The 25,624-nt window shown below is 63.6% G+C and carries 27 protein-coding genes; 11 read left to right on the top strand and 16 right to left on the bottom strand.

The window, feature by feature from the left end:
- Positions 1–24: 24 nt before the first annotated feature.
- The 5 genes from ASD63_RS06080 to puuE form a co-directional block, all read right to left on the bottom strand.
- A complete protein-coding gene (locus ASD63_RS06080) occupies positions 25–1,041 on the bottom strand; it encodes a dienelactone hydrolase family protein (RefSeq protein ID WP_234798703.1) in 1,017 nt (338 codons plus the stop codon).
- 82 nt (positions 1,042–1,123) lie between these two features.
- Positions 1,124–1,486, bottom strand: coding sequence for a hydroxyisourate hydrolase (gene uraH / locus ASD63_RS06075; RefSeq protein WP_034788993.1), 363 nt, complete (start codon positions 1,484–1,486; stop codon positions 1,124–1,126).
- A gap of 58 nt (positions 1,487–1,544) precedes the next feature.
- Positions 1,545–2,042, bottom strand: coding sequence for an ureidoglycolate lyase (locus ASD63_RS06070; RefSeq protein ID WP_034788995.1), 498 nt, complete (start codon positions 2,040–2,042; stop codon positions 1,545–1,547).
- Positions 2,043–2,138: 96 nt separating this feature from the next.
- The gene (uraD, locus tag ASD63_RS06065; RefSeq protein WP_060528881.1) at positions 2,139–2,642 is read right to left on the bottom strand and encodes a 2-oxo-4-hydroxy-4-carboxy-5-ureidoimidazoline decarboxylase; all 504 of its coding nucleotides are present in this window, start codon (positions 2,640–2,642) and stop codon (positions 2,139–2,141) included.
- Positions 2,642–3,571: an allantoinase PuuE gene (gene puuE / locus ASD63_RS06060; protein WP_034789000.1), complete on the bottom strand. Its 930-nt coding sequence runs from the start codon at positions 3,569–3,571 to the stop codon at positions 2,642–2,644. Before puuE ends, uraD begins: the two co-directional genes overlap by 1 nt.
- Positions 3,572–3,764: 193 nt before the next feature.
- On the opposite strand from puuE, the gene ASD63_RS06055 reads away from it, so the two are divergent.
- On the top strand, positions 3,765–4,226 hold the full coding sequence (locus ASD63_RS06055; protein ID WP_034789092.1) for an NUDIX domain-containing protein: 462 nt from the start codon (positions 3,765–3,767) through the stop codon (positions 4,224–4,226).
- Here ASD63_RS06055 and ASD63_RS06050 read toward each other — a convergent pair.
- Positions 4,223–5,026, bottom strand: a complete 804-nt coding sequence (locus ASD63_RS06050; protein WP_034789003.1) for a DUF1045 domain-containing protein — start codon at positions 5,024–5,026, stop codon at positions 4,223–4,225. The two genes, ASD63_RS06055 and ASD63_RS06050, sit on opposite strands and share 4 nt — an antisense overlap.
- Before the next feature lie 225 nt (positions 5,027–5,251).
- Between ASD63_RS06050 and ASD63_RS06045 the strand changes: the two genes are divergently transcribed.
- On the top strand, positions 5,252–5,641 hold the full coding sequence (locus ASD63_RS06045) for a PRC-barrel domain-containing protein (protein WP_034789006.1): 390 nt from the start codon (positions 5,252–5,254) through the stop codon (positions 5,639–5,641).
- A 58-nt stretch (positions 5,642–5,699) separates the two neighbouring features.
- Here the strand turns inward: ASD63_RS06045 and ASD63_RS06040 are convergent, their stop codons facing one another.
- On the bottom strand, positions 5,700–6,842 hold the full coding sequence (locus ASD63_RS06040) for an FAD-binding oxidoreductase (RefSeq protein ID WP_034789009.1): 1,143 nt from the start codon (positions 6,840–6,842) through the stop codon (positions 5,700–5,702).
- Positions 6,843–6,881: 39 nt separating this feature from the next.
- Here ASD63_RS06040 and mnmD point away from each other — a divergent pair, with 39 nt between their 5' ends.
- Together mnmD and ASD63_RS06030 are read left to right on the top strand one after the other, a co-directional pair.
- Positions 6,882–7,598 (top strand): tRNA (5-methylaminomethyl-2-thiouridine)(34)-methyltransferase MnmD, encoded by a 717-nt coding sequence (gene mnmD, locus ASD63_RS06035; RefSeq protein WP_034789095.1) that lies wholly within the window; start codon positions 6,882–6,884, stop codon positions 7,596–7,598.
- Positions 7,599–7,764: 166 nt separating this feature from the next.
- Positions 7,765–9,351: a trimethylamine methyltransferase family protein gene (locus ASD63_RS06030; protein ID WP_060528880.1), complete on the top strand. Its 1,587-nt coding sequence runs from the start codon at positions 7,765–7,767 to the stop codon at positions 9,349–9,351.
- Positions 9,352–9,405: 54 nt separating this feature from the next.
- On the opposite strand, the gene ASD63_RS06025 is transcribed toward ASD63_RS06030, so the two are convergent.
- A complete protein-coding gene (locus tag ASD63_RS06025) occupies positions 9,406–9,855 on the bottom strand; it encodes a host attachment protein (protein WP_034789016.1) in 450 nt (149 codons plus the stop codon).
- A 127-nt stretch (positions 9,856–9,982) separates the two neighbouring features.
- Positions 9,983–10,657: a YafY family protein gene (locus ASD63_RS06020; protein WP_034789019.1), complete on the bottom strand. Its 675-nt coding sequence runs from the start codon at positions 10,655–10,657 to the stop codon at positions 9,983–9,985.
- Positions 10,658–10,800: 143 nt separating this feature from the next.
- On the opposite strand from ASD63_RS06020, the gene ASD63_RS06015 reads away from it, so the two are divergent.
- The 3 genes from ASD63_RS06015 to ASD63_RS06005 all read left to right on the top strand — a co-directional run bounded on the left by ASD63_RS06015 (position 10,801) and on the right by ASD63_RS06005 (position 14,084).
- Positions 10,801–11,100, top strand: a complete 300-nt coding sequence (locus ASD63_RS06015; RefSeq protein WP_034789021.1) for a hypothetical protein — start codon at positions 10,801–10,803, stop codon at positions 11,098–11,100.
- Between the two features lie 38 nt (positions 11,101–11,138).
- Positions 11,139–12,239, top strand: a complete 1,101-nt coding sequence (locus ASD63_RS06010) for a DNA alkylation repair protein (RefSeq protein ID WP_034789023.1) — start codon at positions 11,139–11,141, stop codon at positions 12,237–12,239.
- A 294-nt stretch (positions 12,240–12,533) separates the two neighbouring features.
- Entirely contained in the window at positions 12,534–14,084 is a 1,551-nt protein-coding gene (locus ASD63_RS06005) for a DEAD/DEAH box helicase (RefSeq protein ID WP_060528915.1), read from the top strand.
- 147 nt (positions 14,085–14,231) lie between these two features.
- Here ASD63_RS06005 and ASD63_RS06000 read toward each other — a convergent pair whose 3' ends face one another.
- The 3 genes from ASD63_RS06000 to ASD63_RS05990 all read right to left on the bottom strand — a co-directional run bounded on the left by ASD63_RS06000 (position 14,232) and on the right by ASD63_RS05990 (position 16,697).
- Positions 14,232–15,107: a DMT family transporter gene (locus ASD63_RS06000; RefSeq protein ID WP_034803471.1), complete on the bottom strand. Its 876-nt coding sequence runs from the start codon at positions 15,105–15,107 to the stop codon at positions 14,232–14,234.
- A 182-nt stretch (positions 15,108–15,289) separates the two neighbouring features.
- A complete protein-coding gene (locus tag ASD63_RS05995) occupies positions 15,290–15,745 on the bottom strand; it encodes a GyrI-like domain-containing protein (RefSeq protein WP_034803463.1) in 456 nt (151 codons plus the stop codon).
- 82 nt (positions 15,746–15,827) lie between these two features.
- Positions 15,828–16,697, bottom strand: coding sequence for a LysR family transcriptional regulator (locus ASD63_RS05990; RefSeq protein WP_034803462.1), 870 nt, complete (start codon positions 16,695–16,697; stop codon positions 15,828–15,830).
- Between the two features lie 80 nt (positions 16,698–16,777).
- On the opposite strand from ASD63_RS05990, the gene ASD63_RS05985 reads away from it, so the two are divergent.
- The 4 genes from ASD63_RS05985 (at position 16,778) to ASD63_RS05970 (ending at position 21,395) form a co-directional block, all read left to right on the top strand.
- Positions 16,778–17,857, top strand: a complete 1,080-nt coding sequence (locus ASD63_RS05985) for a YeiH family protein (protein ID WP_082572793.1) — start codon at positions 16,778–16,780, stop codon at positions 17,855–17,857.
- 234 nt (positions 17,858–18,091) lie between these two features.
- Positions 18,092–19,486 (top strand): circularly permuted type 2 ATP-grasp protein, encoded by a 1,395-nt coding sequence (locus tag ASD63_RS05980; protein ID WP_034803477.1) that lies wholly within the window; start codon positions 18,092–18,094, stop codon positions 19,484–19,486.
- A 3-nt stretch (positions 19,487–19,489) separates the two neighbouring features.
- On the top strand, positions 19,490–20,428 hold the full coding sequence (locus ASD63_RS05975) for an alpha-E domain-containing protein (RefSeq protein ID WP_034803460.1): 939 nt from the start codon (positions 19,490–19,492) through the stop codon (positions 20,426–20,428).
- Positions 20,429–20,543: 115 nt separating this feature from the next.
- Complete coding sequence (locus tag ASD63_RS05970; protein WP_034803458.1) at positions 20,544–21,395, top strand: transglutaminase family protein; 852 nt, start codon at positions 20,544–20,546, stop codon at positions 21,393–21,395.
- Positions 21,396–21,447: 52 nt separating this feature from the next.
- On the opposite strand, the gene ASD63_RS05965 is transcribed toward ASD63_RS05970, so the two are convergent.
- The 4 genes from ASD63_RS05965 to ASD63_RS05950 all read right to left on the bottom strand — a co-directional run.
- On the bottom strand, positions 21,448–22,116 hold the full coding sequence (locus ASD63_RS05965; RefSeq protein ID WP_034803457.1) for a hypothetical protein: 669 nt from the start codon (positions 22,114–22,116) through the stop codon (positions 21,448–21,450).
- Positions 22,117–22,347: 231 nt separating this feature from the next.
- Positions 22,348–22,671, bottom strand: a complete 324-nt coding sequence (locus tag ASD63_RS05960; RefSeq protein ID WP_127889350.1) for a nuclear transport factor 2 family protein — start codon at positions 22,669–22,671, stop codon at positions 22,348–22,350.
- A 589-nt stretch (positions 22,672–23,260) separates the two neighbouring features.
- Positions 23,261–25,006, bottom strand: a complete 1,746-nt coding sequence (gene araD, locus ASD63_RS05955) for an L-arabinonate dehydratase (RefSeq protein ID WP_034803454.1) — start codon at positions 25,004–25,006, stop codon at positions 23,261–23,263.
- A 55-nt stretch (positions 25,007–25,061) separates the two neighbouring features.
- On the bottom strand, positions 25,062–25,624 hold a 563-nt coding region (locus ASD63_RS05950), incomplete at its 5' end, for an aldehyde dehydrogenase family protein (RefSeq protein ID WP_156624114.1).

The raw sequence follows: 25,624 nt of genomic DNA, 5'->3' as shown, positions 1-25,624 counted from the left end.
AACCGAGTTCGTGGCGAAGATTGCTTACGGAACCGCCACAGCAAGCGTTCTGGTGAAAAAGGCTGCGATTTCAGCGTTGATGGTGCGATGGAGTTCTACCCGATCAACCCCGGGAGGATCCGCGCATATCGCGGGCACGGCGTCTCTCATTTGCGGCGAGCACGGAGCAAGGAACGTGAAATGCCCGGCGTTTGGGACGACCTCGACGCGGATTTCGGACTGCATGTCGCGCGCAAGCGCCAGGGCGTTGTCATCAGGCGATAGCTCCTCATCCTTTTCGCCGACATAGACCGATATCGGAGCCGCAACGGATTTTAGCCCTTCCGTAGGGAAGAGGACGCTGAGCGGTGCCAGCAAAACGAAGGATCGGATTCGCGCGTCGGCTGAAGCCCCAAGTTCGGCACCCTCCACCCCGATGCGCCCGCGAGCTTCGCAGACATGGCGATCATCGGGACGTTTGGCGCAATAGCCTACAAGACGGGAAAGGTCAGGCTTGGCTCCCGCCAGGATAAGCCCCGTCGTCCCGCCTGCGGAAAACCCGACGAAGCCGATCCGCTCGCGGTCGATGTGCAGAGCAAGGACGGGATCATCGAGGGTGGCCGTCAAAGCCGCCGATATCTGCATGGCGCGTCCGTAGATGGCGCCGGCGGTGCTGATCCGACTTGTGTCCTGAAAATTGTCGCCGACATGCGTGACGCTGACGACCATGTATCCCTGCCGCGCGAGGGACGAAGCCAGGTCGTGGTGGCCCCACATGCTCCCCATGCTGCCATGCGAGAGCATGATCAAAGGGTAGCGGTCGTCACCGATGGGCGCCGATCGAGACACGTCGACCTCGTAAGGTCCGATGCTGCTGACATCCGTCTGGTCGGGGCTTGGAAAGAACACGACCGCATCCATCGGCTTTTGCTCGACGGGGTCGACCACCTCAAGCTTCTTGGCGCCTACGCCTTCGATAACGCCGGCGCTGGCATTGGCACTCCAGAGAAGGACGAGGCACAGAGAGGCCAGCAATCTGAAAAACATATCGCTTGGATCCAAGAGAAATGATGATGTTTAAGCCATTGAAAATTATATTTTAAATATCACCCTTTGCATCACCACGAACACTCATCCTTCAATCTCAGCTGCCGCGGTAGGTCGAATAGCCGTAGGGCGAGAGAAGCAGCGGCACGTGATAATGGCTCGCCGGATCGGCGATGCCGAAGCGCAAGGGGATGCGGTCGAGGAAGGCCGGCTCCGGCAGTGTAACGCCGGACCGGCGCAGATAGTCGCCGGCATGGAACACCAGCTCGTAGTTGCCGGCCATGAAGCCGATGCCTTCGACCATCGGGCCGTCGACACGGCCGTCGCTGTTGGTATGTACGGTGCGGATCAACTGCCGCTCTTCCCCCTCCAGCCAGTAGAGGTCGATGCGCAGACCCTCGGCCGGTTTCCCGAGAGCGGTATCGAGAACATGGGTGGTCAGGCGGCCGGCGCTGCTCATGGCTTCTCTCTTTCACACATTGGCGCGGGATGCTGTCAGAAGCCGCGCGCACGTCCTGCTAGATAGCGCTGTCTATGACGAAAGGCTCGTCATAGAAGAACTCCTCGAGATTGTTACCCGGCCCTTCGCGGTCGACGATGAGGAAATCGCTGACGGCGCCGACGGACATCAGCGGGTGGTGCCAGATATTGCGGCCGTAGTTGACGCCCTGCCGGCCGTTCGCCTGGAAAACGCGCGGCGTGCCCGGGCGCCCGTCCTCGTCGTCCGCCACCACGACGAGCCATGGGCGGTCGTCGAGCGGCGAAAAGCTCTGGCTGCCGAGCGGGTGGCGCTCCATCATCGTCACCGAATAGGGGAAAGACCGCGGCTGGCCGCGGAAGATGTTGATGATGACATTGGCGCCGTCGCCGACGACATCGGCACGCGCAAGACCGTGGAAACGTTCCGTGTTGCCGCCGTTGATGTGGCGCATCGTTGCCGGATCGGCTTCGATGATGGTGCCGAAGGGAGCGAAGGCCTCGCGTGTCAGCGGTTCGATTTCGAGCAGGCGCGACATTATGCGGAGACCTCGCAGGACGATTTTGCGCTTGCGGATGTCCGATCCAGTTCGAGGGCCCTCCTCATGAGCGGGGACAGGCATCGAACGGTTTTGTCAGGCATTTTCGTCTCCAGGAATCATCGACTGCAGGCGCAGGCGGGCGATTTTCTCGACCTGTGCGCAAGCGGTTTCAAATTCCTCTTCGGGCGAATTGTCAATGCGGCTTTGGAAGGAGGCAAGAATTTGCCCCTTGGTCAGCCCCTTCACCGCGATGATGAAGGGGAAGCCGAATTTTTTCGTGTAGGTGTCGTTGAGCGCGGTGAAGCGCTCATGCTCCTCTGGTGTCAGCCGGTCGAGGCCGGCAGACGCCTGCTCCGCCGTCGAGTCCGCCGTCAGCTTACCGGCGATCGCCAGCTTGCCGGCAAGATCGGGGTGCGCGCGCAGCACCTGCATCTTCTCGCGCGGCAGCGCCGTGCGAAAGGCCTGGCAGAGCGCCGAATGCACCGTGCCCGCCGTCAGCCCGGTCGCCGCGGCTCGGTCGTAGGCGCGTTCGGCAACCCAGGGCGAGTGCTCGAACACGCCACCGAAACGGGCAACGAAGGCATCACGGTCGGTCATCAGAGCGCCCCTTCCGGCTTGTGGTGCTGGTACCAATGGTTGGCGATGTCAATGCGACGCGGCACCCAGACCTTGTCGTGCGACATGACGTAGTCGATGAAGCGAGCGAGCGCAGCAGCGCGGCCCGGGCGGCCGACGAGACGGCAGTGAAGGCCGATATTCATCATCTTGGCGTCGCCCTGGCGACCTTCCTCGTAGAGCACGTCAAATGTGTCCTTGAGGTAGCTGAAGAACTGGTCGCCGCTGTTAAAGCCCTGCGGCGTCGCAAAGCGCATGTCGTTGGCATCAAGCGTATAGGGAATGATCAGGTGCGGCTTGTCGGCCGAAAGACCCGGCACCCAGTAGGGCAGTTCGTCGGCGTAGCTGTCGCAGGAGTAAAGGAACCCGCCTTCCTCCAGCACCAGCTTCAGCGTATTGGCCGAAGGCTTGCCCTGGTAGATGCCGAGCGGCCGCTCGCCGGTGAGCTCCGTGTGCAGGCGGACGACCTCGCGGATATGCTCGCGTTCGACCTCTTCCGGCACGTCCTTGTATTCCAGCCAGCGCAGACCGTGGCTGGCGATTTCCCAGCCGGCTTCCTTCATGGCAGCGACGGCTTCCGGATTGCGCGCCATGGCCTGCGTCACGCCATAGACGGTCAGCGGGACGTTGCGGCTGGTGAACATGCGCCACAGCCGCCAGAAGCCGGAACGGGCACCGTATTCGTAGATCGATTCCATGTTGAGGTTACGCTGGCCAGCCCAGGGCTGCGCGCCGACAATTTCCGACAGCAGGCACTCGGACGCTGGGTCGCCATCGAGAATGCAGCTTTCGCCGCCCTCTTCGTAGTTCAGCACGAACTGCACGGCGATGCGCGCATCGCCCGGCCAGTTTGCCTTCGGCGGATTGCGGCCGTAGCCAACGAGGTCGCGCGGATACTTAGTCTCAGACATCAAATCACCCTTCGAATTTTTAGGAACGGTATCACCGCCGACCGGATTGTCGATACCGAAATGACGTGAGGCAGGGCAGCGGCAGCGCCACGGCCCTGACGGAAATTACCAGAAAAATTCGGCTGAGCCCGAGGTTGAGAGATTTTTCGAAACAGCGTTGAATGGATCGGCAAGGACAACGGCCCTCATCGAGATGAAATCCTACATTCAAGCGCTCCGCGAAAAAGTCGGTCCCGGCCTGCTTCTCTGCCCGTCAGTGGCGGCCGTCATTGTCGATTCCGATGGCCGGGTCCTCTTGCAGGAGAAAGCAAGTGGCGAAGGCTGGAGCCTGCCGGCCGGCGCGATCGAGCCGGGCGAGACGCCTGTCGATGCGGTCATCCGCGAGGTCATGGAGGAAACCGGCTATCCGGTCTCGGTCGAGCGGATACTGGGCGTCTTCGGCGGAGAAGCGTTTCGCTACACCTACCCGAACGGCGACCACGTCGAATATGTGGTTACCCTCTATCGATGCCGGATCGTCGGTTCCCAGCAGCCGATCACCGATGGCGAAACGAAGTCGCTGCGCTACTTCGCGCCGGCGGACATGCCGGACCTCGGCCTGCCCTATCCGAAAGCGCTGCTCTTTGCAGCTTCGCCCGCGTCCGTTTCCGATTAGCGCTGCGCCATCAGCGCAGCGACGATCAGCGGCAGCGGCCGGACCGCGCCTTGCGGCGCCAGCGATGGGTCGGCGGCGGCCCGCTTCGCCCGCTCTGCGCGCGTGTTCGTCGAGATCTTGCCGAGCGGGTGCTGTGAATGCACCCGCATGGGTGCGCCCGTCTCCTGCTCGACAAACAGCGCAAGGCTGCCGATCGAAAGCGGTTTTGATAGGCAGGGCTCGAACAGGTCACGGAGCGGCGCCTCGAGCCGCCGCATCGCGTCTGGCGCAAGCGGACCGGTCAGCATCATGTGGAAACGGTATTCGTCCATCACATGCGGATCGCCCCAACGGTGCAGGTTGGAGAACTGTGGGGCGGTCAGCCGGTCCGGATCGGAGCGCTCGATCTCGTCTTCGCTGAGCGGCGCGCGGAAGGCGTCGAACTCCTGGATGACGTTGGCCGCAAGCAGATGCATGGCCGTGCTCGGCACCTGCGGCATCAGCCCGAAGCATCGGCCGATGCGGGCGACCTCCAGGCGATCGATTTCGAACGGAGTCTGGGCGCCGGCAAAATGCATCAGCGCCTTCAGAAGCTTCGGTTCCGTCATGTCCGGATGCAGGCGGAACGGCGACATCATCACCGCATGAAAGCCGAAGCGTCGCGGAACCGCCGTGTGATAGGCGACATCCGCGGCGCTCAAGCCCGCGACCGACGGCAACTCGGCAGGTTCCCCGGAATAGACATTGCGCCCCAGCCAGCTTGCAGCGGTCGCGGAAAGCGGGTCGGCCATCGGCGGCGTAAAACAAATGGCATAGCGCATCGGCTGGCTCCGGGTATCCGTCAGCGCAGGATGAGCAATAGCTGCGGTTTTCCGCCCTCACCCCGACTTGTCCAATGGCCGCGTCTTAGGTGATTTGCGTGACAGATTGACGAAGTCGGCCGGGGATGAGCGCGGCAGCGGTGCGAACGTCACCCCTCGTTTTTCGGAACCATCCGGCCCATCGCCCGTTCCTAAAAGGTAGGAAAACAAGGATGGAGAAGAAGCGTGACCTATCACAATGCGAACCTTCAGGACGCCCGGATCAAGGAGACCCACGACCTGATCGCAAGCGACAAGGTTGAAGGCACGAGGGTCTATGGCCCCGACGACAAACACATCGGCTCGATCGAGCGCGTGATCATCGAGAAGCGCAGCGGGCGCGTCGCCTATGCGGTGCTCGGCTTCGGCGGTTTTCTCGGCCTCGGCGAAGACCACTATCCATTGCCTTGGGCAAAGCTGACCTATGACGAGAAGCTCGGCGGCTATCGCACTGATGTGACTCGCGATCAGGTCGAAAACGCGCCGAAATATCACGGCACCGAAGAATACGACTGGAACGCGGAAAACGGACGCCGTGTCTACGACTACTACGGCGTGCCGCCCTACTGGATGTAATGCCTGACTTTCGATCTTTCGGGTCCCGCCGCGGGCGGGGCCCTTCGCATGTCCGGCCCTAAAGATGTTTCTCGCGAAGTGCGGCTATGTGATTCCGGCAGAAGAAAGAATCGGGAATATCGATCGCCGGAGAACCGGCGATCTCTTCGACGACGAAACGCGCCAGGCGGTGTGCGATGCCGAAGCTCACCTTGAACCCGCCGGTCAGGACCGAGACGTTCGGATGGTCCGGATGCCGGCCTGCCATCGGCTCGCGCCCCGTCGCTTTCGGGCGCAACCCTGCCCATCGCTCCACCACCTCGGCACCCGCCAGGCGCGGCGCGAGCGCTACGGCGCGCCGAAGCAGCTCATCCAGCTGCTCGTCCGTCGACAGGGGATCGGCAAAACTGTTTTCGCTGGTGCTGCCGACCGCCACATGGCCGTCGTCATGGGCAATAATGTAGACGCCGTCGGCAAAGATCACCGGAAGCGCCGGATCGATCTCCGCGCGCAGCAGTGCCGCCTGCCCCTTGACAGCCGTGCCGCTCGTTTCCGCCAGCGGCACCGACACGTCGTCGATCAGTTGAAAACTGCCGACGCCGGCCGCGATGATGCAATGCTCGAAATCGATCCGGGTGCCATCGTCGAGTTCGGCCCGGCCGCGTTCCGGCTCGATCCGGCGCACGCCCCTGCCCTCGTCTAAATAGGCGTTCGGTGCCTGCAGGAGCGCTGTGCGGAGCGCAGCAAGCATGCGACGCGGCGAAACCCGTGCGGCGAGCGTGTCGAAGACCATGCCATGCGCCGCCGCGGCAGCACCCGGCCAGCCCTCAGGCCCGTCGTCCTTCACGTGCCAGTGGAACTGCCTGTCGGCCGCGCGCCAATGGCTCCGTGCATCCTGCTCGTGCCGGAGGGCGATATCGCGCAGGTGAGGCTTGGCAAGCGGGATCAAACGACCCGTCCGCCGATAGCCGGTCGAAAGCCCTGTCTCCGCCTCGAGCGCCGCTATCTCTTCCTCGAGCGTCACAAGCGCGTCGAATTGGAACTGTTTCTTATCGTTCCAGCGATCCGGCATATGCGGCATGAGCGCGCCCAAAAGGCCACCGCTGGCGCCTGCGCCGATCGCTTGTTGCTCGGCGACCCGCACGGCCATGCCCCTGCGCGTGGCGCAAATGGCGGCCCACAGCCCCATGATGCCGCCGCCGACGACCAAAAGCTCGCTCATCGATTGACCTTCTCCGGCCGGCGGATTATCGCCTTGGCCATGACAGGATCCGCAGACCCGATCGAGCCCCCGGCGCACCAGAACCTTGATTGGCACGAGGGCGATATGCCCTATTCCCGGGAGTTTGGCGATCACTTTTATTGCCGCACCGACGGGCGGCTGGAGTGCGGCCACGTCTTCCTGTCGGGCAACGGCCTGCCCGATCGTTGGGTCGGTGCGGGCACCTTCCGCATCGGCGAACTCGGCTTCGGTACCGGGCTCAATTTCTGCGAGACGTGGCGCCAGTGGAAGATGACCGCGGCCGCTGGCGACCAGCTGCAGTTCGTGTCCTTCGAGCGCTTTCCGATGGCGGCCGAAGAGATTTCGCGCGCCCTCAGCCATTGGCCAGAGATCGACACGGAGCACCAGGCGCTGGCCTCGCGCTGGCCGGTCGAGCCTGATGGTGATGTCCAGATCGACTTTGGTGACGGCGTCAGCCTCACGGTCGTCTGCGGCGCGGCACTCGGCGGCGTCGCCCGCGCGGAAGACCCGTTCGAAGCCTGGTATCTCGACGGCTTCGCGCCGTCGCGCAATCCCGACATGTGGTCGGAGGAACTGATGCGGCTGGTCTTCGAAAAGACCACGCCCGGCGGCAGCTTCGCCACCTATGCCGCCGCCGGTTTCGTCCGACGCAATTTGCAGGCCGCAGGCTTTGCCGTCGAGAAGCGCAAGGGTTTTGCCGGCAAACGCGAGATGCTGCGGGGCGACCGACCCTAGCGCTCGTCGCGATTGCGGCCTGTCTTGAACGGTTGCGCCACCCGACTGCAGAAATGCGTCAGCGCAAGCGTTTTACTCCACAAGAGAACTGAACTGTCGCAAATGGCGGGCCATCGCCGTCTCGAATCTGCGACACACTCCCCATCGGCAACACGGTGGGTCTTTCATGAACGACGATCAGTTTCCCGATGCAGCAACCGGCGACGCAACCTCGACGCCGCTGGAGCGCCGACGCCGCCCGGGCGGGCGCAGCGCCGAGCGTGTGCGCAAGTCTCCCGGCGGGAAATATCTCAATCTTGTCAATACGCTGGCGAAATCCACCGTACTTTCGGATGATGCGCTTGAATCGGTGCATGAGGCATCGCTAACGATCCTCGAAGAGATCGGCATGGACGTTATCCTGCCGGAGGCGCGCGAGCGGATGAAGGCGGCTGGCGCCGACTTGACGCCCGGCACCGACCGGGTGCGCTTCGACCGCGGCCTGATCATGGACATGATCGCCTCTGTTCCTCCGGCCTTCACCATGCACGCCCGCAACCCGGCCCGCAATGTCGCGATCGGCGGCAACAATCTCGTCTTCGCCCAGATCGCCAGCGCGCCGTTCGTCGCAGACCGGGACGGCGGCCGCCGCACCGGCAACCAGGAAGACTACCGAAAGCTGGTGAAGCTCGCGCAGTCCTATGACATCGTCCACACGACCGGCGGCTATCCGGTCGAGCCGGTCGACATCCATGCCTCGGTGCGCCACCTCGATTGCCTCTCCGACATGGTGAAGCTCACCGACAAGGTGTTCCACGTCTATTCGCTGGGCAAGCAGCGCAACACCGACGGCATCGAGATCGCCCGCATCGGCCGTGGCATCACGATGGAGCAGATGGAGCGCGAGCCGTCGCTCTTCACCATCATCAACACCTCCTCGCCGCTCCGGCTCGACGGGCCGATGCTGCAGGGCATCATCGAGATGTCCTCGCGCAACCAGGTGGTGGTCGTCACGCCCTTCACGCTCGCCGGCGCCATGGCGCCGGTGACGATCGCCGGTGCGCTCGTCCAGCAGAACGCCGAAGCGCTCTGCGGCATCGCCTTCACCCAGATGGTCAGGCGCGGCGCACCCGTGATGTATGGCGGCTTCACCTCCAACGTCGACATGAAGACCGGAGCGCCCGCCTTCGGCACGCCGGAATACATGAAGGCGGTGGTCGCCGGGGGCCAGCTCGCCCGCCGCTACAACATCCCCTACCGCACCTCGAACACCAACGCCGCCAATACGCTGGACGCTCAAGCGGCCTACGAATCCGCCATGTCGCTCTGGGCGCTGACGCAAGGGGGCGGCAATTTCGTCATGCATGCCGCCGGCTGGACCGAAGGTGGGCTTACGGCCTCCTTCGAGAAGTTCATTCTCGACGTCGACATGTTGCAGATGGTGGCGGAATACCTGACCCCGCTTGATGTCAGCGAAGATGCGCTGGGCCTCGATGCCGTGCGCGACGTCGGCCCGGGCGGCCATTACTTCGGCACGCTGCACACGCTGCAGCGCTACGAGACCGCCTTCTATTCACCGATCCTGTCGGACTGGCGCAACTTCGAGACCTGGACCGAAGCCGGGCGGCCGACGACATACGATCACGCCAACCGGATCTTCAAACAGAAGCTGAACGAATACGAGCGCCCGCCCCTCGATCCGGCGATCGAGGAGGAACTCGATGCCTTTGTCGCCAAACGCAAGGCCGAGGGCGGCGTCCCCACCGACTTCTGACGGGACGCCTTGGGTAAACCGGAAAGCGTTACGAAGTCCGGCTGCGGCCGAGCCTTAAGGGAACACCGCGGCCCGTGCCGTTGCGATCAGTTGCTCGGTGGTTGCAGCCACGCAGTTGCGGTCGATCTCGGCGACTGTCCGCTCGCGGACATGGGCGGAAAGCTGCTTGCGGAGATCGCCAAGCGTCCGGGGTGCTGCGCAAATCACCAGGCTGTCGAAGGCATGGTTGGCGGCGTAGCTCTCCAGCCTTCCGGCCACGTCCGCAACAAAGCGCTGCTGCTCCTCGCGAACGGGATCGCTCTTGTATTCCATGGCCGAGCGTCCGTGTCCGACGGACGAATGCGACCGGCCCGGCTTGTCGGCCATGATGTCCTGAACGCGCTTCGGTTCGGTGTGAAAGGTCTCCTCCTCCGGCCGCTGGCGCTCTTCCTTCAACAGGTTCACGCCCTTGACGATGCGCGCGGTGTTGCCATCCGCGGCCAGTATCCAAGTCCGGTTCTGCACGATTGTCTCCCAGTGAAAGGTGTGGATCGCGAAGGGTCATGAAAACCCTGTAAAGGAAACGAACGAGCGGCGATCCGGTTCCATCGGAAGGTGGCGATGATGCTGATTATTTGGCCGGATGCGCCGGTCACATCCGCGCGATATAGGCTTCGAAGCTGCGTTCCGGCGTCACCTCGTAACGCTCGCGCTGGACACGAAGCGTGCTGATCCTGTCGACCCGGAAATCGCGGAAATCCGACCTCAGTTCGCACCAGCCCGTCAGCAGCCAGAAGTGGCCGAAGACGCTGAGGCCGAGCGGCCAGATGGTGCGCTCGGAATGTTCGTCCTTGAGGCTGTCATAGGCCAGGCGAAGCTTGCGGCGACCGGCGATCGCCAGGCGGATCTCGCCGAGCAGCGCCGGCGGTTCCGGCTGGAGCGAAGAGCGGAAGGCGCGAAGGGGCGCGGCTGTCAGCCGCTGCCGATGTTCGGGCGGCAGACCATGGGCGATCTTCTCCATCGCCTCGCGCGCCGCCTGGGCGAGCCTGCCGTCGCCGAGCATCTGCACGGCGCGGGCGCCGAAAGCGAGCGCTTCCAGCTGCTCGAAGGTAAAGGCAAGCGGCGGCGCATCGAACGCACCGCGCAGGAGATAGCCGACACCGCGTTCGCCGTCGATCGGCGCGCCGGAGGCGATCAGGTGCTCCATGTCGCGATAGATGGTGCGCTGGGCGACCTCCATCTTCTCGGCGATCTCGCGCGCCGTCATCACCCGGCCGCTCGCGCGCAGGAGCTGGATGATGCGAAACAGCCGGTCGGCGGGTCTCATGCCTGGCCTCCCCGCGGCAAGACTTCGTTCAAAAGGGCTACCGCGCGCATCGCGTGTCCACAAGCACGGCACCGTCGATAATGGCCATAAGGCTGTCAGTTGCCCTGTGTTAAATCAAGCGACAACTCACAGGGAGCCTCATCATGACCAGCGATCACATCCTTGAACTTGCTGTCTGCATCGTCACCGACAGGCCGGCGGCCACAGCCACGCGCCAGCGAGCGATGCAGGCCGTTTCCCGCTATCCGGGCTTCGTCTCCTGGCGCGCGGTCGATTCCTGCGAGACCTCGGGCATGTTCGCAGACCTGGTCGAATGGGAGACACTGGAGGCTGCGCAATCGGCCGGAGAGCGCGTCCGGGTCGATCCGGAGTTCGCACCTTACGCAGCGACGATCAGCGCGGTAATGCTCGTGCAGCATTTTAGCGGCGGCCAGAGGATCTGACCGGCCCGGAATTGGACGAGCAAAGGACTGCCTGAGCGATGGCCGAACCACTGAAGAATCTGCTGCACCCCGGTGTCGTCATCGCCATCGCCGATGCGCTCGAACGCAACGCCGCCGGTTTCGACCGCAAGAGGTTCGTGGCGCTTGCGGGTGACGGGCTGGAGGCGCTGGAGCTGATGCAGCGCTCGCTGCAGATCCGCGACGCGCTGGTCGAGACGCTGCCGCAGGCGTTTCCGGAGGCGGCCGCCAACCTCCACGCCTGCCTTCCTCGCGACGGCGCGGACGGTATCAGCGGCTGGTCGCTGCTGCCCTTCAGCCAGTACGTCGCCTTGCGCGGCCTCGACGACTTCGACCTGTCGCTGTCGCTGTTGCGGGCGCTGACGCCGCATTTCACAGCCGAGTTCGGCATCCGCGTCTTCATCGATCGCGACCAGGAGCGCGCCCTCGCGACGATCCGGGACTGGACGAAGGATCCCAACCATCACGTCCGGCGACTGGCGAGCGAAGGCACCCGCCCGCGCCTGCCCTGGGCGATGCGACTGCTGCAGCTCATCCGCGATCCGCAGCCGATCCTGCCGATCCTGACCGCGCTTCTCGACGACCCCGAGGAGTATGTGCGCCGCTCGGTTGCCAACAGCCTCAACGACATCGCCAAGGACCATTCGGATCTGGTGGCTGCTTTCGTCGCCGAACAGATCGGCGACGCATCGCCGGAGCGCCGCCAGCTTCTGCGCCACGCCTCGCGCACGCTGCTGAAGCAGGGGCACGCGGACGCGCTCGGCAATTTCGGTTTCGCTCCCCCGGCCGGCATCAATGCGCGCTTTTCGCTCGATCGTTCGGACATCGTGCTTGGCGAAAGCCTCGGCCTGCGCCTCGCCGTCAGCCATGACGCCGAGACGAGCCAGAAGGTGATGATCGACTACGCTGTGCACCATCGCAAGGCAAACGGTGCGACCTCGCCGAAAGTCTTCAAGTGGACATCCGCGACGCTTGTCCCCGGCGGCTCGATCGAGATCGAGAAACGCCATGCGATCCGGCCCATTACGACCCGTCGCTATTACCCGGGCGCGCATCGCATCGTCATCCTCGTCAACGGCCAGGAAGCGGCAGAAGCGGGCTTCGATCTCGCGCTTGAGTAGATCTCATTTCGCACCTGCGAAAAGATGGACCTTGACTTTTTCGTCCAAACCAACGACATGGTGCCCAGCGTCACCTTCCGGCCGCCGCGTGAGCGCGCCCTCGGCAGACATCGAAAGCCGTGAAGAAGGATAGCGCACATATCACCGCGATAGGCGGTACAGCACAGGCGCTTGACGACTTAATTCAACCCACAAGTTCCCAATTCACGCGGGGTTCTTGACGCCGAACGACACCGGAACAGCAACGATGCGGTTCCGGCGAATGCGTTTGGCGCCCCCAAAAGGTATATGCATTTGTCCACCTTTAAAGATCTCGGCCTCTCCGAGCACATTCTGGAAACCCTGACTGCCAACGGCTTCGAAAAGCCGACCCCGATCCAGGCTCAGGCGATCCCGCTGGTGCTGAAGGGCAACGATCTCATCGGTCTCGCCCAGACCGGCACCGGCAAGACGGCCGCCTTCGGCCTGCCGATGATCGAGAAGCTCGTTGCCGAAGGCAAGCGCCCCGATCCGCGCAACATTCGCGCCCTGGTTCTGGCGCCGACCCGCGAACTGGTCAACCAGATCGCCGCCAACCTCAAGCTGTTCGTCAAGAAGTCACCGCTGAAGATCGGCGTTGTCGTTGGCGGCGTCTCGATCAACAAGCAGACCGAACAGCTCGCCCGCGGTGTCGACATCCTGGTCGCAACCCCCGGCCGCCTGCTCGACCTCGTTGCCCGCAAGGCCGTGACGCTGACGCAGGGCCGCTACCTGGTTCTCGACGAAGCCGACCAGATGCTCGACCTCGGCTTCATCCACGACCTGCGCAAGATCTCCAAGCTGGTGCCGAAGAACCGCCAGACGCTGCTCTTCTCGGCCACCATGCCGAAGCAGATCGCCGAGCTTGCTGGCGAGTACCTGACCAACCCGGTCAAGGTCGAAGTCACGCCTCCGGGCAAGGCTGCCGACAAGGTCGAACAGTATGTTCACTTCGTTCCCGGCAAGGACCTGAAGACGACCATCCTCAAGAAGACGCTGACAGAGAACCCGGACGGCCTGTCGCTGATCTTCAGCCGCACCAAGCATGGCGCCGAGAAGCTGATGAAGCATCTCGACCACGTCGGCTTCAAGGCCGCCTCGATCCACGGCAACAAGAGCCAGGGCCAGCGCGAGCGCGCGCTCAAGGCCTTCCGTGACGGCGAGATCCGCGTGCTGGTCGCGACCGACGTCGCCGCCCGCGGCATCGACATCCCCGGCGTTACTCACGTCTACAACTACGACCTGCCGGAAGTGCCGGATGCCTATGTTCACCGCATCGGCCGCACCGCGCGCGCCGGCCGCGACGGCATCGCCATCGCCTTCTGCGCGCCGGACGAAATCCGCCTGCTGCGCGACATCGAGAAGCTGATGGGCATCAACATTGCCGTTGCCAGCGGCGAGGCTCCCGCCGACCAGGCGCGTCCGGCCAAGGGCCGCGGCGGCCGTGGCAACAACGGCGCCGGCCACCGCAAGGGCAATGGCGGCGGTCACCACCAGAACGGCGGCCGTCCGCCGCGCCGTGAGCGTCCGGCCGGCGAGCCGGTTGCTGCGACCAGCGGCTTCACCGGTGACGACCTATTGCGCGACGAGCGTCGCCCGCAGCGCCAGGAGCGCCGCGATCACGGCCATCCGCAGACCGACGGCCGTGGCGAAGGCAACCGCAACCACGAAGGCAAGAAGCACCACGGACGTCCCGGCCAGAAGCAGGGCGAACGTCGTGACCGCAACCATGGCGGCCGCAACGAAAACCGTGGCGGTGGCGAGCGTCGCGAAGGCGGCCAGGGCCAGCGTCGGGGCAATGGCGGCAATCGCGGCCACCAGGGCTGACCCAGGCGCTGCGCGTCAACCGGGCGCGCAAAAGCCAGCGTAGAATTTTGAAATGTGAACGGCGGGTCGCTTCGGCCCGCCGTTTTAGTTTTGGGCCAAGCGCATGCCGCTATTGCAAAACCGCTTCACACTCTCGCGCGTCGTGCTTCACGCCTGCTTGCGGTTGGTGAGATAGACGCCGGCAACGGCAATGATGGTGCCGATGACCATCGGCAGCGTCAGCGCTTCGCCGAAGAAGAGCCACGCCTGCACGGCGGCAAGCGGCGGCACGAGATAGATCAGCGACGCTGCGCGCGACACCTGCCCCCGACGGATCAAATAAAGCAGCAGCGCGATCGCGCCCATCGAGAGCCCGAGAACCGACCAGGCAAGTGCCAGAACCACCTGGAGGTTCCAAGTGACGTGCAAGTCTTCGAGCATCAGCGCCAGCGGGATCGTCACGATCAGCGCGCCGAGATATTGCAGCGCTGCGATGGTGCGGATGTCACCGCTCTGCAGATGGCGCTTCTGGTAGAGCGTGCCATAGGTGACGGCGCCCATGCCGAGCACGTTGATGATCACAGGCAGAAAGTGGATCGGCGTCGCCCCCGTGTCGATCGCCAGCACCTTCGGCAGGACGGCAAGCGCAATGCCGAAGAAGCCGAGCACCAGCCCGAGCTTCTGCTGCGTGCTCAGCCTCTCGTCGATGACGAAGGCCGCGGCGACCGCGGTCATCAGCGGCTGCAGGCCGGCGATGATGCCGGAAATGCCGGCCGGCACGCCCTCGCCGATCGCCCACCAGACCGACCCGAGATAGAGCCCGTGCAGGAACATGCCGGACACGATCGCATGACCGGCCATTTTCCAGGACTTCGGCCATCGTGCGCCGGTGACGACGCAGAACAGGATGAAGAGCGCGATCGCCAGCGTGTAGCGCAACACGAGAAAGGTCAGCGGATCTGCGTAGACCGCAGCATATTTCGCCACCACCCAGCCGGTGGACCAGAGCAGAACGAAGATGGCGGGAGCCAGACGGGCGAGCATGGTGAGCCTATCGGAATGACGGCGGCAGGTGGAAGCAATGAACCGCCCTCGCTGAAGCGCGTCGGGCTGTTGTAACGCTTTGATCTGCCGCTGATTTCGCGCTCAAATCCCTCCGATTTAAGCACTCATGCAAGTATCCGCGCCGGTATCGATGGTCAAAGCAATTTTTCTGATGGGAAGCATCAGCCAATCGGAACCATCAGCCTGAGCGAGGATAGCGACAGCGAGACGAAACCGGGATCGTACTCCTCGCGATAGTGCAGCAAGGCGGTATCGACCGCGTGGCCTTCGGCCGCGATCCAGTCGAACATTCTCTGGTAATGGGCAAAGACGTCGCCACTATCAGGGTGATGCAGGGCCGTGACGAAGCGCATGGCCGGCAGGTCGACAAAGCCTGGGTGCACGGTCGTCTCTGCCTTGTCGGAAACATAGCCGACGAGATAGCGGAATCCATCCGGGCGATCGTTCCAGGAGATGCCGACCAAGGCTGCATGATCGCCTGGATGCAGATGCTGGTGATGCCCCTGCATTTCGGCGATCAGCCGGCGAACGGCACCATCGGCCGCCTCGCCGAAGGTGCCCTCCCAGAACGATCCGGAAATGCGCTGTGCGGGTCTCTCGACAATTTCGAACACCATGGTCGCCTCTTAAAAAAGAGATCCTGCAGCGATTGCCAGGGGTCTCCCGCATGGCAAGCCCTGGAGCAAAACGGAATTTGCCTCAAAGCAGTTCCACGAAGGCCCGCGCCGCGTGGCTGAACTGCCTCTCGCGGTGGGTCAAAAGCTCGAAGCTGCGCTCAGCCAGTTCGAACGGCAGTTCCACGAGCCGGCCGCTATCGACGAAAGGTTGTGCTGCGAGCCGGGAAACGGCCGTGACGAAAGGACCGCTTTCGACCGCCGTCAGCACCGCCTCGTTCGAGGGCAGCTCAAGCTCGATCCTGAGCCGATCGACGTCTGCTCCATGATCATTCATCGATTGCAGGAACATTGCCCGCGTGCCGGAGCCTTCCTCGCGCAGCACCCAGCGCGCAGAAAGCAGCATTTCCAGATTGACGGCAGCCCCAACGAACGCGTGCAAGGGCGCGGCATAGACGGCGATGCGATCGACGGCGACGCGGCGATGGTCGAGCTTGGCGCCATCCACGCGCCCCTCGACGAAGCCGAGCTGCGCCGTGCCCTCTTCCACCGCCTCGGCGACGACGGCCGTGTTGCGCACGGTGAGCTTCACATCGACCTGGGGATAGTCGTGGGTGAAGCGGGCAAGGCGCGACGGCAGCCAATAGCTCGCGACCGTCTGGCTGGCAGCGATCGACAGTTCGCCGCGGCGAAGCTCCGAGAGATCGCGCAGGCAGGCAGTGGCGGCGAGCGCCCGGGCGAGCACCGCCTTTGCCTCCGGCAGGAAGATCTTGCCGGCATCGGTCAGCGTCAGGCCGCGGCCGACGCGATCGAACAATCTGATGTCGTGCTGGGTTTCGAGCGCCGCGATGGCCGCGCTTGCGGCCGACTGCGTGACGTTCATCGCCTCGGCGGCTTTGGTCATGTGCAGCCGCTCGGCGACCGCGACGAAGATTTTAAGCTGATCGAGTGTCATGGTAGATCAATCGCAAAAATCGATCAGAATGACAAGAATAATCCGTTAGACTGATTCATGGATGAGCGTAGGTTGCGCCCATGTCCAGATCGCATTCCCCATTTCGCTCCCAATTTTCCTCAGTCGCCTCCCGCCTGACGTGCATTCTTCCGGGCCTTTTCCTCTGCTGTCTCGTCGCACTTGCGGCCATCGGTCTGGAATGGATCGAGCGGCGCTGGACCGGCCGCGCCTGGCTGGAAGCGCTCGTTCTCGCGATCCTTCTCGGCGCTATCGTCCGCAGCCTCTGGACACCCGGCCCCCGCTTCCTCTCCGGCATCCACTTCTCGGCGAAAGTCCTGCTGGAGACAGCGATCGTGCTGATCGGCGCGATGCTGAGCTTCGATGCGATCGCCGCGAGCGGGCCGACCCTGCTCGTCACCATCGTCGCCATGGTTCTTCTGTCGATTTCCACCGGCTACGTGATTGCGCGCATGCTCGGGCTGCCGAAACGCCTGGCGACCTTGATTGCCTGCGGCAACGCCATCTGCGGCAACTCGGCGATCGCCGCCGTCGCACCGGCCATCGGTGCCCGCGGCGAGGAGGTCGCAGCTGCAATTTCTTTTACCGCCATCCTCGGCATCGCCGTCGTCCTGTCGCTGCCCTTCGTCGGCGGTTGGCTCGGCATGACGCCTCAGGGCTACGGCGTCTTTGCCGGCATGACCGTCTATGCCGTACCCCAGGTCCTGGCCGCGGCCAGCCCCTTCAGCCCGCTCTCGGTCCAGGTGGGCACGCTGGTCAAGCTCGTGCGCGTGCTGATGCTCGGCCCCGTCGTCTTCTGCTTCTCGCTAATTGGCAGCCGCGATACCGAGCCGGAATGCAAAGCGCCCGGACAACGGAAGTCGCGCCTCGCCACGATCCTCCATTTCGTTCCCTGGTTCATTCTGGGTTTCCTCGCCGTTGCGATCGCCCGCAACAGCGGCGCAATCTCCGACACACTCGCGACCGACGCCGTGACGGTCTCCACCTGGCTGACGGTCATCGCCATGGCCGCCCTCGGCCTTGAGGTCGACATCCGCGCGCTCGCCCATTGCGGGCCGCGTGCAAGTGCTGCCGCCACATTGTCGCTGCTGGTGCTCGGTGTCCTCGCGGTCCTCGCGATCGTCTGCCTGGGTCTCGGCTAGCTTCGGCGCCCGCGTCCAAATTTAGAGCAAGTGCATATTTCTTGCCCACCCGGTCGCAACCACTTTCTGCGACCGGATGCGGCTGCCCTGTCGTTGGGCAGATTTCCCCGCGAACGGGCGCTTCTGGCGTGGCCAACTTTCTTTTCAGGCGACTGAGCACGCTTCTTGCATTGCAACCAGCCTTGTACTCAAATGGTCAAAAATAAGGGGACCACGCCTTTGGCATTTGACGAAATGATGAATGCGGACAGCAGTCCGCGCCAGCCATATTCGACCTATCATGATTGGTATGCCAGCCAGGACAGAAATCGGCTCATAGCGAAATCCAAGGACGCCGAGAACATCTTCCGGAAAACCGGCATCACCTTCGCGGTCTACGGACACGCAGACAGTTCCGAAAAGCTCATCCCCTTCGATCTCATCCCCCGCATCATCTCCGGCCGCGAATGGCGCAAGCTCGCCCAGGGCATCGAACAGCGGGTCATCGCTCTCAACGCCTTTCTCGACGACATCTACCACAAGCAGGAAATCATCCGCGCCGGCCGCATCCCGCGCGAACTGATCGAGAAGAACGAAGCCTTCCTGCCGCAGATGATCGGTTTCCGCCCGCCGGGCGGCGTCTATACCCATATCGTCGGCACCGACATCGTCAGAACCGGCGAAGACCAGTTCTACGTTCTCGAAGATAACGCGCGTACCCCGTCCGGCGTCAGCTACATGCTGGAAAACCGCGAAACGATGATGCAGATGTTCCCGGAACTCTTCCATCAGAACCGCGTGCGCCCGGTCGAGAACTACCCCTACCTGCTGCGGCAGAGCCTTTCGTCGCTAGCCCCTCCCGGCTGCAGCGGCAAGCCGCGCGTCGCGGTGCTGACGCCCGGCATCTACAATTCGGCTTACTACGAACACGCGTTCCTCGCCGACCAGATGGGCGTCGAGCTCGTCGAAGGATCGGACCTGCGGGTGATCGACGGCAAGGTGAAGATGCGCACCACCCGCGGCTACGAGGCGATCGACGTGCTCTACCGCCGCGTCGATGACGACTTCCTCGACCCACTCACCTTCCGACCGGATTCCGCCCTCGGCATTCCCGGCATCATGGACGTCTACCGCGCCGGCAACATCACCATTGCCAACGCGCCCGGCACCGGAATTTCCGACGACAAGGCGATCTATTCCTACATGCCCGAGATCGTCGAGTTCTATACCGGCCGCAAGCCGCTCTTGGAAAACGTCCCGACCTGGCGCTGTTCCGAGCCGCAGAGTCTCAAATACGTGCTCGAGCATCTGGAAGAGCTGGTGGTCAAGGAGGTCCACGGCTCAGGCGGCTACGGCATGCTGGTAGGCCCGACGGCGACCAGGAAGGAACGCGCCGTCTTCGCCGAGAAGCTGAAAGCCCGCCCGACCAATTACATCGCCCAGCCGACGCTTTCCCTTTCCACCGTGCCGATCCTCGTCAACAAGGGCATCGCGCCCCGGCACGTCGACCTTCGCCCCTATGTCCTCGTCTCCGACAAGGTCCAGATCATCCCCGGCGGCCTGACGCGCGTGGCGCTGAAAGCCGGTTCGCTCGTCGTGAACTCCAGCCAGGGTGGCGGGACCAAGGACACCTGGGTGCTGGAGGACTGAGAGATGCTGGGAAGAACTGCAAACGGCCTCTACTGGATGTTCCGCTATATCGAACGCGCCGAAAACAGCGCCCGGCTGATCGATGCCGGCCTGCGCATGGCGCTGACCCGCAGCGAGGCAACGGAGGGCGACTGGGACGGTGTGCTGCAAAGTGCGGGCGTGCGCGAACTTTATGACGAGGTGCACGAAACGCTGACGAGCATCGACGCGATCGACTTCCTGCTGCGCGACCGGGCCAACCCCTCAAGCGTGATGTCCTGCATCGAGGCGGGGCGTCACAATGCCCGCATGGTGCGCACGGCGCTGACGCGCGAAACCTGGGAAGCCACCAACGAGTGCTATCTCGAGATGAGGGCAATGCTGTCGAAGAAGGCGCGCCCGACGGACATGCCGGAGATCATCGACATGATCAAGCGCCGCGCCGGCCTCATCCGTGGCGCCTTCCACGGCACCATGCTTCGAAACGAGATCTTCAATTTCTCGCGCATCGGCACCTTCATCGAACGGGCCGACAACACCGCCCGCATACTTGACGTGAAGTACTACGTGCTTCTGCCGGCGGTCGCCGCCGTCGGCTCGTCGATGGACAATGTGCAGTGGGAATCGATCCTGCGCTCGGTCTCGGCGCATCGCGCCTATGGCTGGGTCTATGACGCCGAACTTCGCCCCGCCAACATCGCCGACTTCCTGATTTCCAACGGCCGCATGCCGCGCTCGCTTGCCTATTGCTACGAGAAGATCGCCAGCAACCTCGGCTATCTCGAGCGGGAGTATGGCGAACGCCATGCCGCCCACGAGACGGCCGACCGGACGCTAGCGTCGCTGCGCAGCCAGTCGATCAAGGACATCATGGATCAGGGGCTGCATGAGTATCTCGAAGAATTCATCAGCCACAACAACCGTCTGGGACAGGAAATCTCCGACGGCTACCGATTCTACTAGAGCAGTTTCAGCGAAAGTGTAACGCCGTTTCGCGTTTGGAATTGCGTAAAAACAAGGAGATAGAGCGCTTTCACAACTCCGTTTTGACCGGAAGCGTTCTAGATCGGAGGATGGCATGCACCTGAAGATCAGCCACACGACCGAATATCACTATGACGAGCCCGTGCAGTATGCCCTGCAGCGCTTGCGGCTGACGCCGCTCACCCAGGTGGGCCAGACCGTGCTCGGCTGGGAGACCCTCGTCGATGGCGCTGCGATCGAAGTGAACTACGACGACCACTTCGGCAACCGTGTTCACCTCGTCAGCATCGACGGCGACCGCGAAACGATCCATATCACGGCCTCCGGCGAGGTCCACACGGAGGACCGCGCCGGCGTCTTCGGCCCGCACCAGTCCTATGTGCCGCTGTGGCTCTTTGCACGCGAAACACCGCTTACCAAGGCCGGAAAGCTCATCCGCGAGCTCGCAAAATCCGCCGAAGGTGACACCGCCCTTGCCCGCATGCATGCGCTGATGGAGACGATCCACGAGGCGGTGACGTACAAACCCGGCGAGACCCATGCGGAAACGACGGCCGAGGATGCGCTGGAAAGCGGCCAGGGCGTCTGCCAGGACCATGCCCATATCCTGATCGCAGCGGCGCGCTCGCTCGATCTACCGGCGCGCTACATCTCGGGCTACCTGATGATGGAGGGGCACCCCGAACAGACGGCCAGCCACGCCTGGGCCGAGGTGCATCTCAACGGGCTCGGCTGGGTCGGCTTCGATGCAGCCAACAAGATCTGCCCAGATGATCGCTATGTCCGCATCGCCTCCGGCCTCTGCTACCGCGACGCCGCCCCCATCTCCGGGCTGATCCACGGCGAGGCGAAGGAGACGCTGAAGGTGTCGGTCACGGTCGAACAGCAGCAGCAAAGCCAAAACCAAAGCCAGGCCCGGGGCCAGAGCCAAAATCAGAGTCAGTAGGGCCTGAGGCGGGGCGGCGAGGACGCCCCGCCGAAGCTGCAGGGTGTTGCAACTACCGCGAGGCGCTCGCCTGCAGGATGCGGCAGAGCGAAACCAGCCCGCTGTCATAACCGCCGCCAACGACATCGCGACAGCGTTTGATCAGCTTGACCCGCTCGCCGACGGGCAGTGCATTGAACGCGGCCATCGAAGCGCCTGGTGAAACCGAGCCTCCCGAACCGCCTCCGGTTCCACCGCCAACGCTGCCGCCACCCCCGGAGCTCCCGCCGCCGGATCCCGTTCCAACTCCCACGCCGAGCCCAAGCCCGACGCCGTTGCCGCCGCCTGCATTGGCCTTGAGACCAGCAGTCAGGCCATTCCGTCCACCGACCGTGGCATTGACCGAAGTGTTGAGCCCTTTTCCGCCGCCAAGGCCGACATCGGCATCCGCGTTGATGCCATTGGCGCCGCCGGCGCTCGCCTGCACATCGGCGTTGACGCCTTGCGCACCGCCGATCGAGGCGTTTGCGTTGGCATTGACGCCGTTTGCGCCGCCGAGCGATGCGTCGACATCGGCCTTAAGGCCGTTCGAGCCACCAAGTCCGACATTGGCGTTCAGCCCGCTCGGGCCACCGACGGACACGCCGACGCCAAGACCGTTCGCACTCTGTGAAAATGCCGGCTGGGACAGCGCCACCGTCGCAAGAAGACCGAGCGACAACGCAAATACATTCCTCCGCATGATCGTCCTCCTAACAAGGTCAGGGTCGGAATGGCCCCGACAAAGGGGATACGTCGCAGGGTTGCTGCCGGTTGCAGCGGATCAGCCGAAAAGCGAGGGTTTTGCCCGGTGTGGATAACACAGGGCGAAGATGCGGCCGAAGGCGTGTCTTTTCGAAACGATGGCCTTGGCACCCAAACAGGATCGCCGCACTGAAAGTGGTGCGGTGATCGTTCTGAGGCTCTTAGCGGATCAAAGGACGTCTGATGAGACGCGCGCCGTTGTAAGGCTGGCCAATGGCCCGAAAAAGCCGATGATGCGCGTAATGCGCGTCGCGTTGGGATCGAGGAATGCGATGTCCAGACCCTCGGGGAAAGATGATCCGTCGGGCATCACAAATCGCCAGGCGAAGCGTGCGATCCCATGATGAACATCCACGTCGCTTGTCCGAGTAATACGCGCGCCCGGGTGCCCAGCCTGAATACCTGCAATGTGCGCGAGCAGTTCTTCTGCACCGGCGGCATGAACCGTCGGGTCCGTGTACGTTGCGCCATCGGCCCAGATCGGCACCAGCAACGCCCGCCTCTGCTCGGCGTCCTCCGACGACCAGGCAGCGCAATACGAATCGATAAGATCTGTTAACGGCACGCTTCTTCACTCCCTTAGATCATAGGTTCCGACACGCTCCGACGGCCAAGTCGAGGAGCATGCTCCTTCTCGCCGCAAGATAGCTGACGGCTGTTCGGCTGCTGCATTTATCCTTCGATCGTCTCCGATCAATGGAGCACTGCCGCGGCCGCCCACCTGCAGGCACGCAACGTCGCGGGAGAAAACTATGACGTCGACGCTGCGAGGCCAATACGCACCGCGCGGTCAGTGGTTACCCAGAGGTAAGGGAAGATGAACAGGCCCGCCGACTAGGGCTGATTGCAGCGATGAAGACGGTCGCGGGTCAGTGCGAGCATAAAAGTTACAGGTCCCGTCCCGCGACGATGCTTGCGGGTGCGCCAAGCCTGCTCAGCTCGCAGCGGCCTCCTCGACGCTGGCACCTGGGACCGTCGCACCGCAATTACGGTGCGACGGCGGCCTTTGCGCGTCTGTTATGACGCAAGCTGTGTTGAGCGCCAAAGACAAGAGCGAACTGTCCGCTCTCGCGCCGACAGCGTCAGTGGCTGTCGCGGTTCATCGGAATTTCCGCGCCGCGCGGACCGACGAGGAAGTCGAGATCCGCGCCCGTGTCGGCCTGCATCACGCTCTTGACGTAGAGGCCGGCATAACCACCCTTGAGCGGCATCACCGGCGACACCCAGGCAGCGCGACGACGGGCCAGTTCTTCGTCGGAGACATCGAGATGGATGGTGCGGGCCGGCACGTCGACGGCGATCATGTCGCCGTTTTGAACCAGTGCCAGCGGGCCGCCATCGGCCGCTTCCGGCGCCGTGTGCAGGATGACCGTACCGTAGGCCGTGCCGGACATGCGCGCATCGGAGATGCGGATCATGTCGGTAATGCCCTTTTTCAGCACCTTCGGGGGCAGGCCCATGTTGCCGACCTCGGCCATGCCCGGGTAACCCTTCGGGCCGCAATATTTCAGCACCATCACGCAGGTCTCGTCGATGTCGAGATCATCGCGATTGATGCGGGCGTGGTAGTCCTCGATGCTCTCGAACACCACCGCCCGGCCCTTGTGCTGCATCAGGTGCGGCGATGCGGCGGACGGCTTCAGCACGCAGCCCTTGGGCGCAAGATTGCCGCGCAGCACCGCGATGCCGCCGGACTTGGTCAGCGCTTTGTCGCGCGGCACGATGACGTCGTCATTGTAGTTGACGACATCCTTGACGTCGTTCCAGATCGTGTCACCGGTGACGGTCACAGCATCCTTGTGAAGGAGGCCCATTTCGCCCACGGCCTTGATCACGACCGGCAGCCCGCCGGCATAATAGAACTCCTCCATCAGGTACTTGCCCGACGGCTGCAGGTTGACGATCGTCGGCACGTCGCGGCCGAGGCGATCCCAATCGTCGAGACTGAGGTCGACACCGACACGGCCGGCAAGCGCCAAGAGGTGCAGCACGGCGTTGGTCGAGCCGCCGACCGCGCCGTTGACGCGAATGGCGTTCTCGAAGGCCTGCTTCGTCAGGATATCCGAAGGCTTCAGATCCTCCTTGACCATGTCGACGATGCGGCGGCCGGAGAGCTGGGAGATCACCCGGCGGCGGGCATCGACGGCAGGGATCGCCGCATTGCCGGGCAGGGTCATGCCGAGCGCTTCGGCCATCGAGGCCATGGTCGAGGCCGTGCCCATGGTCATGCAACTGCCGGCCGAGCGGGCCATGCCCTGCTCCGCATCCATGAATTCGGCGAGCGACATCTCGCCGGACTTCACCATTTCCGAAAACTGCCAGATCGCCGTGCCCGAGCCGACATCCTTGCCGCGCCACTTGCCGTTCAGCATCGGGCCGCCAGAAACGAGGATGACCGGGATGTCGACGCTGGCAGCCCCCATCAGCAGGCTCGGCGTGGTCTTGTCGCAACCGCCGAGCAGCACGACGCCATCGACCGGATTGCCGCGGATCGCCTCTTCGACGTCCATGGCCGCAAGATTGCGGAACATCATCGCCGTGGGCCGCAGCGTGCTTTCGCCAACGGAAAACACCGGGAATTCGACCGGGAAGCCACCGGCCTCGTAGACGCCGCGCTTCACCCGCTCTGCGAGATCACGCAGATGCGCGTTGCACGGCGTCAGCTCCGACCAGGTGTTACAGATGCCGATGATCGGCCGGCCATCGAAGGTGTCGGCGGGCAGGCCCTGGTTCTTCATCCAGGAGCGGTGCATGATGGCATTCTTGCCGGTACCGCCGAACCAATCCTGCGAACGCAGCTTGCGCGGCCATTCAGCTTTCTTCTTCATCTCTTCCTTCCTTATGCGGCCCGCACCGTTCACGCGGGCCCGATGACGGCGTGCTTCAGGCGAGCGTGTAGGCCGTCTTGACGGTGGTGTAGAACTCGGCGGCGTAGCGCCCCTGCTCGCGCGAGCCGTGGGACGAACCCTTGCGGCCGCCGAAGGGCACGTGGAAATCGACGCCCGCCGTCGGCAGGTTGACCATCACCATGCCGGCCTCGGCATTGCGCTTGAAATGGGTCGCGTGCTTGAGGCTGGTGGTGGCGATGCCCGAGGACAGACCGAAGGGCGTGTCGTTGGCGACAGTGAGCGCCTCATCGTAGTCCTTGACGCGGATGACGGATGCGACCGGCCCGAAGATCTCTTCCCGAGAAATGCGCATCGCGTTCGTCGCTTCGGTGAACAGCGTCGGCTGCAGGTAGAAACCGGGCGTGTCGCGCTTCAGAAGCTCGCCGCCGAAGGCAAGCTTGGCGCCTTCCTGGCGGCCGATGGCGATATAGTCGGTGTCCTGGTTGAGCTGGCTCTCATCGACCACCGGACCGATCTGGGTGCCGGCCTTCAAGGCGTCGTCGATCACAAGCCCCTTCATCCTCTTTGGGATGAAGTGGACATGACGGCCATCCGCCG

It is taken from the genome of Ensifer sp. Root558 (assembly GCF_001427045.1).
Lineage (GTDB): Bacteria > Pseudomonadota > Alphaproteobacteria > Rhizobiales > Rhizobiaceae > Ensifer > Ensifer adhaerens.
This window is presented reverse-complemented; position numbering and strand designations above follow the sequence as displayed.